Source organism: Streptomyces katrae (assembly GCF_000966975.1).
Classification (GTDB): domain Bacteria; phylum Actinomycetota; class Actinomycetes; order Streptomycetales; family Streptomycetaceae; genus Streptomyces; species Streptomyces katrae.
On sequence record NZ_JZWV01000377.1, the window covers coordinates 1 to 7,637 of the forward strand.

The 7,637-nt window shown below is 71.2% G+C and carries 7 protein-coding genes and 1 pseudogene; 5 read left to right on the top strand and 3 right to left on the bottom strand.

Going from position 1 to position 7,637, the window contains the following annotated elements; genetic code table 11:
* Together VR44_RS14705 and VR44_RS14710 are read left to right on the top strand one after the other, a co-directional pair.
* Positions 1-425, top strand: a 425-nt coding sequence (locus VR44_RS14705) for a malonic semialdehyde reductase (protein ID WP_045947930.1), incomplete at its 5' end; no start/stop codon positions are given.
* 235 nt (positions 426-660) lie between these two features.
* On the top strand, positions 661-1,872 hold the full coding sequence (locus VR44_RS14710) for an RNA-guided endonuclease InsQ/TnpB family protein (protein WP_094191645.1): 1,212 nt from the start codon (positions 661-663) through the stop codon (positions 1,870-1,872).
* A gap of 44 nt (positions 1,873-1,916) precedes the next feature.
* On the opposite strand, the gene VR44_RS14715 is transcribed toward VR44_RS14710, so the two are convergent.
* Complete coding sequence (locus VR44_RS14715) at positions 1,917-2,435, bottom strand: DUF4245 domain-containing protein (RefSeq protein WP_211275068.1); 519 nt, start codon at positions 2,433-2,435, stop codon at positions 1,917-1,919.
* 226 nt (positions 2,436-2,661) lie between these two features.
* On the opposite strand from VR44_RS14715, the pseudogene glpX reads away from it, so the two are divergent.
* Positions 2,662-3,713, top strand: a pseudogene (gene glpX, locus VR44_RS14720) (class II fructose-bisphosphatase).
* A 91-nt stretch (positions 3,714-3,804) separates the two neighbouring features.
* On the opposite strand, the gene VR44_RS14725 reads toward glpX, so the two are convergent.
* A complete protein-coding gene (locus VR44_RS14725; protein ID WP_425424506.1) occupies positions 3,805-4,200 on the bottom strand; it encodes a WhiB family transcriptional regulator in 396 nt (131 codons plus the stop codon).
* A 159-nt stretch (positions 4,201-4,359) separates the two neighbouring features.
* On the bottom strand, positions 4,360-5,064 hold the full coding sequence (locus tag VR44_RS14730; RefSeq protein ID WP_045947935.1) for a DUF1707 SHOCT-like domain-containing protein: 705 nt from the start codon (positions 5,062-5,064) through the stop codon (positions 4,360-4,362).
* Positions 5,065-5,211: 147 nt separating this feature from the next.
* Between VR44_RS14730 and VR44_RS14735 the strand changes: the two genes are divergently transcribed.
* Positions 5,212-6,876 (top strand): fumarate hydratase, encoded by a 1,665-nt coding sequence (locus tag VR44_RS14735; RefSeq protein WP_045947934.1) that lies wholly within the window; start codon positions 5,212-5,214, stop codon positions 6,874-6,876.
* A gap of 139 nt (positions 6,877-7,015) precedes the next feature.
* Positions 7,016-7,624 (top strand): hypothetical protein, encoded by a 609-nt coding sequence (locus VR44_RS14740; protein WP_052713604.1) that lies wholly within the window; start codon positions 7,016-7,018, stop codon positions 7,622-7,624.
* Positions 7,625-7,637: the final 13 nt, after the last annotated feature.

The following is a 7,637-nucleotide window of genomic DNA, read 5'->3' on the forward strand; positions in this document are numbered from 1 at the left end:
CCCTGGTCCGCTCGGCCGAGGCCCGCGAGCGCCTGGTGAACCTGATGTCGGACGGCAACAAGGCCAAGACGGCCGCCGCCCCGCTGGTCGCGATCCTCGCCGCGGACAACGAGTTCCACGAGGAGTTCGACACCCTCCTGCCGCACTACCCGGCGGTCAAGGGCTTCTTCACCGAGCGCCCGGCCCGTGAGGCCTTCGCCGCCCGCAACGCCATGCTGCAGGCCGCCTACTTCATCGTCGGCATCCGCGCCGCCGGCCTGGCCGCCGGCCCGATGACCGGTGCCGACCTCGAGGGCATCAGCAAGGAGTTCCTCGACGGCGACCACAGCGCGCTGATGGTCGTCAACATCGGCAAGCCCGGCGAGGGCGCCTGGCACGACCGCTCCCCGCGCCTGTCCTACGACGAGGTCATCACCACCGTCTGAGCCCCGGCACGACGGCACGGATGCGCGAAAAGGCCGCCCGCCCCGGTTTCCCCGGGGGCGGGCGGCCTTTCACGCGTATCGGAGGGGGGTCACCGGGTTTCTCCCAGGAGGCCCCGCCCCTCAGGGCGGGGAGGAATGGGTCCTCGGGGGGAGCCGCGTAGCGGCGGAGTTCGATGCGGATCTGTTCCGACCTGTGTTTTCTTCCGTTGTCAGTGATGCTTGCTAGGTTGCGGTCATGACGGTCGAGTCGTTAGCCGGGGGAGGGGCCGGGGTTGCCCGGTACACCTTCCGGCTGCGTGTGTCGTCCCCTGCGCTCGCGGCTCTGGAAGGGGAGTGGGCACGGTGCAGGTGGGTGTGGAACGAGTGCGCGGCGATGTCCCGCAAGGTCCACCTGGCGAACAAGACTTCCGTGGAGAAGGTGACGTGCGGGCCGTCGCAGCTGGACAAGCTGCTGACTGTGGCCCGCCGGTCGATGGGCTGGTTGCGTGAAGGCAGCTCGGTTCCTCAGCAGCAGGTCATCCGGGATTTCGCGAAGTCCCGGTCGAAGGCGCTGGCGGACATCAAGGCGAAGCTGCCGGTGCGGCAGCGGGCCGGGATGCCCCGCGTCAAGCGCAAACGGGAGGCCCGGCCGTCGCTGAACTACACCAGGCGGGGTTTCCGGCTGAAGGACGGCCGTCTGCATCTGGCGGGCGGGATCCTGCTTTCGGTGGTGTGGTCGCGGGAGCTTCCGTCGGCCCCGTCGTCGGTCCGGGTGTACCAGGACAGTCTCGGCCACTGGTACGCCTCGTTCGTCGTGACCGCTCCCAGCGAGCCGCTGCCCTCGACGGGCCGGGCCATCGGGATCGACTGGGGTGTGCGCGAGACCGCGACCACCACGTCCGACGCCCACGACCTGCCCCACGCCCGGCACGGGAAGAAGTCCGAGCAGCGCCTGGCCCGCTACCAGCGGATGATGGCCCGCCGCGCCACACCGAAGGGCCGGCCCGCGACCCGCGGATACGAGAAGGCCCGGCGGGCGGCGGCGAAGGTGTGCAAGAAGATCGCCCGACAGCGGCAGGACACAGCCCGCAAGTGGGCCAAGAGCGTCGTCCGTGACTTCGACACCCTCGCGGTGGAGGACTTCCGCCCGAAGTTCCTGGCGAAGAGCAGCATGGCCCGCACAGCAGCCGACGCCGCCATCGCGGCGACGAAGACCGCGCTGGTCGAGATGGCCCGCAAGCACGGCCGCATGATCCACCTGGTCAAACCCGCGCACACCACCATGGAGTGCGCACGGTGCGGAGCGAGAGCCAAGCACGCACTGCCCCTCTCGGGGAGAACGTACACGTGCGCCACGTGCGGAGCCATCTCGCCCAGGGACAAGAACTCCGCCCGCGTGATGCTCGTCCGGGCAGGTCTCAACCCGGCTAGTGCTGATCTTGTAAGACCCGCCGCCTGCCAGGTGTAGGGCGAAGTGAGCTAGGAATCCTCTCCCTTCAGGGAGGGGAGGAGTCAATGGCCCTGCTTGAACTCCAGCGCCGCCGCCATCGTGCCCAGCTGCTCGAAGGAGCCCGTACCGGTGACCACCGTGACGTGGCCCTGGTCCTGGCGCACCAGCGCGTCGTACTTCTCGCCGTCCCAGCGCTCCCACGCCCGGTCGCCGACCTGCTGGGTCTGCCCGGTGGGCGCGGCCTTCTGGGTGAGCTTCTCCAGGTTCTTCTTCGAGGCGTCCGAGGACTGCTCGACCGCCACGTACTGCTGCTGCGGGTCCAGGAACCCCAGGTGCCAGGCGTTGGCGTTCTTGCGCTCGAACGACACCGACGTCGCCCGCCACTGCTCCGGAAGGCCCACGGGGGCCGCCACCGGGTACGGGGCCGCACGCCGGGCCGTCAGGACCTCCACCCGGTAGTCGACCGTGCGCGTCGGGTCGGCTTTGTCGTCGTGCGGGATGAACATGTAGATACCCGCCACCACGACACCGATCACCGCCAGCGACCGGACCATGTCCCAGACCGTCTGCTTGCCTTTCATACCTGCCACCCCACCATCGTCCCGCATGGCCGTCGGCGATCACCGCCAGGGTCGGCGTGGCGGCCGGTACGGAGGGCGCGCGAGGGGCTCGCAGTGTCCGCTCAGCCGGACCGCTTGACCGATAATGCGCTCATAAGTGACCCGCTCTGCTCAATATGTCGACGAACCGATAGAGTTCCAGCACCCTCACACTCCCGGCCGTCGTCGTACAGAAAGGTGCGCTCCGATGACCGAGCACAACCTGCCGCCCCAGCTCGAAGTAGCCCCCGACTCGCCCGATCGCAACCTCGCCCTCGAACTCGTACGGGTCACCGAGGCTGCGGCGCTCGCCGCGGGCCGGTGGGTCGGCCGTGGCGACAAGCTCGGCGCCGACGGCGCCGCGGTCAACGCGATGCGGACCCTGATCTCCACCGTCTCGATGAACGGCGTCGTCGTCATCGGCGAGGGGGAGAAGGACGAAGCCCCGATGCTCTTCAACGGCGAGCGCGTCGGTGACGGCACCGGCGCCGAGGTCGACATCGCCGTGGACCCCATCGACGGCACCACCCTGAACGCCAAGGGCATGCCGAACGCCATCGCCGTCCTGGCCGCCGCCGACCGCGGCACCATGTTCGACCCGTCCGCGGTCTTCTACATGGACAAGCTGGTCACCGGCCCCGAGGCCGCCGACTTCGTCGACATCAACGCCCCCGTCTCGGTCAACATCCGCCGGGTCGCCAAGGCCAAGAGCATCGCCCCCGAGGACGTCACGGTCGTCATCCTGGACCGCCCCCGCCACGAGGGCATCGTCAAGGAGATCCGCGAGACCGGCGCCCGGATCAAGTTCATCTCCGACGGTGACGTCGCCGGCTCGGTCATGGCGGTGCGCGAGGGCACCGGCGTCGACCTGCTCATGGGCATCGGGACCTGCTCATGGGCATCGGCGGCACCCCCGAGGGCATCATCTCGGCCTGCGCCATAAAGTGCCTCGGCGGCACCATCCAGGGCAAGCTCTGGCCCAAGGACGAGGCCGAGCGCCAGAAGGCCATCGACGCGGGCCACGACCTCGACCGCGTCCTGACCACCAACGACCTGGTCTCCGGCGAGAACGTCTTCTTCGTCGCCACCGGCATCACGGACGGCGAGCTGCTGCGCGGCGTCCACTACCGCTCGGAGACGGCGACCACGTCCTCGCTGGTCATGCGCTCCAAGTCGGGCACGATCCGGCAGATCGACTCCACGCACCGCCTGTCGAAGCTGCGCGCCTACAGCGGCATCTCCCTGGACCGCGCCGAGTAGCGGCGGCCCGCGGCCGGTGACGGCAACGCCGAGGGGCGGTCCCCGTGCGGGGGACCGCCCCTCAGTCGTCTCCTGCGGCCTGCGCGCGGGCTCAGCCCGCCGCGGCGACCGGCCCGGCCGCGCCGGGCAGCAGCTCGGCGGCGCGGCGCCGCCTGCGGCCCAGCACCACCCGCCGCTCGGCGGCGGTCAGCCCGCCCCAGACCCCGTACGGCTCGGGCTGGAGCAGTGCGTGCTCCCGGCAGGCCACCATCACCGGACAGCGGGCGCAGACCCGCTTGGCGGCCTCCTCGCGGGCCAGCCGGGCCGCGGTCGGCTCCTTGGACGGCGCGAAGAACAGCCCCGCCTCGTCCCTGCGGCACACCGCCTCCGTGTGCCAGGGCCCGTCCTCCTCTTCCCTCGCCGCCACCCGTGGCTTCGGCACGGCGGCCGGGCACGGCGGCCGGGCGCGTCTGAAGACTCTGGACGGCGGCTGCCTGCGGGGACTGATGCGGCGGATGCGGCACGGTCTACTCCTGACGACGGATACGCGAGCGAGAGACGATGCACCTGTCCCTACCCGCTGCGCGTGCCCCTATGCACCGGTCACGGCGGGCCGGACGCGGTTCGTCCGAAACCCGCCCACCCGTCGGCCGTTCCGGCGGCGCGCTCAGCCGAGCCGCTTGCGCAGCTTGTCGGCGAGGTCGACCAGGCGGGCGCCTAGCCTGGGCCGGGCCTCGATGTTGCCGAGCACGGCCAGCCCGCGGACGATCACGACCGGGGCCTGCGGGTCGGCGGCGGCGCCGCCGCCGTGCACCTCGAAGTTGCCGAGGAGCCCGCTGCCGTAGCCGCGCAGGGTGACGTTCTCCGGGACCAGGACCTCTACGTTGCCGAGGACCGCGACCACGTTGAACTCGGTGACCTGCTGCTCGAACACCGCCTCGGTGAGGTCGATGGTGATGTCCCCCAGGACCGAGACCGCGCGGGTGTGCGCGCCGGGGCGCCAGCGGCCCTTGCGGGCGGAGCTGCTGCACACGGCGACCACGGACTCCACGGGGCCGGCTCCGGCGGGGGCGCCGGCCGGGGCGGCGGAGGGCTGGGCGGGGGCGGCGCCGGCCGGGAGGTCCCGTACGAGCGCCTGCAGCTCCCCCACCGTCTTGACCGCGTAGAGGGTGTCCAGGCGTTCGGAGTGTTCCTCGGCGGTCAGCCGGCCCTCCGCGAGGGCGTCGGAGAGGATCTGCGCGATCCGGTCCCGGTCGGCGTCGGAGGCGCGCAGCCCGCCGGGGGCCGGGGCCGCGGGGGCCGGGGCCGCGGGCGCGGGCGCGGCGGGAGCGGGGTCTGCGGCGGCGTCCGCGGGGTGCTTTTCCATGTCCACGTCGGCCAGCATAGCGAGACACGATAGATCGCGATAGTCGCCGGTGAGCCTTACCTCACAGACACGCCCGCGCCGGGAGGTTCTACGCTGGTTAGCCGCGCTGCCAAATCGGACGCCAGCGCTGTCTGCCGAGTGAGGATTGGCCACATGCCGGAGTTCGCGTACACCGACCTGCTGCCCTTGGGCGAGGACACCACCCCCTACCGGCTGGTGACCTCCGAGGGCGTCTCGACCTTCGAGGCCGACGGCCGTACGTTCCTCAAGGTCGAGCCGGAGGCGCTGCGCAAGCTCGCCGAGGAGGCCATCCACGACATCCAGCACTTCCTGCGCCCCGCGCACCTGGCCCAGCTGCGCCGCATCATCGACGACCCGGAGGCGAGCGCGAACGACAAGTTCGTCGCCCTCGACCTGCTGAAGAACGCCAACATCGCGGCGGCCGGCGTGCTGCCGATGTGCCAGGACACGGGCACGGCGATCGTCATGGGCAAGCGCGGCCAGAACGTCCTGACCGAGGGCGGCGACGAGGAAGCCCTCTCGCGCGGCATCTACGACGCCTACACCCGGCTGAACCTGCGGTACTCGCAGATGGCCCCGCTGACCATGTGGGAGGAGAAGAACACCGGCTCGAACCTGCCCGCGCAGATCGAGCTCTACGCGACCGACGGCGGCGCGTACAAGTTCCTCTTCATGGCCAAGGGCGGCGGCTCGGCAAACAAGTCCTTCCTCTACCAGGAGACCAAGGCGGTCCTCAACGAGGCCTCCATGATGAAGTTCCTGGAGGAGAAGATCCGTTCGCTCGGCACGGCGGCCTGCCCGCCGTACCACCTGGCGATCGTCGTCGGCGGCACCTCCGCCGAGCACGCGCTCAAGACCGCCAAGTACGCCTCCGCCCACTACCTGGACGAGCTCCCCCGCGAGGGCTCCGCGCTGGGCCACGGCTTCCGCGACGAGGCCCTGGAGCAGCAGGTCTTCGAGCTGACGCAGAAGATCGGCATCGGCGCCCAGTTCGGCGGCAAGTACTTCTGCCACGACGTCCGCGTGGTGCGCCTGCCCCGCCACGGCGCCTCCCTCCCGGTCGCCATCGCGGTGTCCTGCTCCGCCGACCGCCAGGCCGTCGCGAAGATCACCGCCGAGGGCGTCTTCCTGGAGCAGCTGGAGACCGACCCGGCGCGCTTCCTGCCGGAGACCACGGACGCGCACCTCGACGAGTCGGCCGACGTGGTCCGCATCGACCTGAACCAGCCGATGGACGAGATCCTCGCGACGCTGACCAAGCACCCGGTCAAGACCCGCCTCAGCCTCACCGGACCCCTGGTCGTGGCCCGCGACATCGCGCACGCCAAGATCAAGGAGCGGCTGGACGCGGGCGAGGGCATGCCGCAGTACCTCAAGGACCACCCGGTGTACTACGCCGGCCCGGCCAAGACCCCCGAGGGCTACGCGTCCGGCTCCTTCGGCCCGACCACGGCCGGCCGCATGGACTCCTACGTCGAGCAGTTCCAGGCGGCGGGCGGCTCCAAGGTGATGCTGGCCAAGGGCAACCGCTCGCAGCAGGTGACCGACGCGTGCGGCGCGCACGGCGGCTTCTACCTCGGCTCCATCGGCGGCCCGGCGGCGCGCCTGGCGCAGGACTGCATCAAGAAGGTCGAGGTCCTGGAGTACGAGGAGCTCGGCATGGAGGCGGTCTGGAAGATCGAGGTCGAGGACTTCCCGGCCTTCATCGTCGTCGACGACAAGGGGAACGACTTCTTCCAGAACCCGGCCCCGGAGCCCACGTTCACCCACATCCCGGTGCGCGGCCCCGGCCTGTAGCCCGAGGTGTCGAGGGCGCCTCCCCCGTGTGGGGGAGGCGCCCTCACGCATGTCGGACCAGCGGCAGACGCCGCGGCCGGGGGCTTCCGGCGAGGCTGTTCCCACCACGGAAACGGCCCGCCCACCAAGGGAGTCCACCATGAAGAACCGTACGCGCGCCCTCGCCCTGGCCGGCTCGGCCGCCCTCGTCGCCACCCTCGTCGGGGCCGCCCCGGCACCGGCCGCGCCCGCCGCGCCAAAGGTGGCTTCGGTGCACGGCGCGGGGACGATCTCCTATCCGTACGTGCCCAAGGAGCACGACATCCGCTTCACGGTCGACGCGGAGCAGGTCCCCTGGAGCAGGCCGTTCCCGGCGCAGGGCGGGGAGCAGGGCATGCCGGTCGACGCGCGCGGCAAGGTGACGGTGTACCACGCCATGCCCGACCAGAACTTCACCGGCGTCGCCGAGGCGCAGGTGGACTGCGTGGTCACCGGCGGGAGGACGGCCGTGATCACGGCGGTGGTGACCTCCTCGAACGTCGGCTGGGAGGGGAAGCGGATCGGGATCAGCGTCCAGGACGGCGAGCACGGCGCCCCGGACCGGGTCGGCTTCTCCTGGGGCATCGCCAACGTGGACGTGCAGCCGGACGGGACGGTGGCGGAGCCCCACGTGGGCACCTGTATGGCCCCGGCGCCCTTCACGGAGGTGGTCAAGGGCGGCTTCAAGGTCACCCCGGCTCCCCTGGCGCCGCGCCCCGCGAAGCCGTGACGCGGGCCCGGGC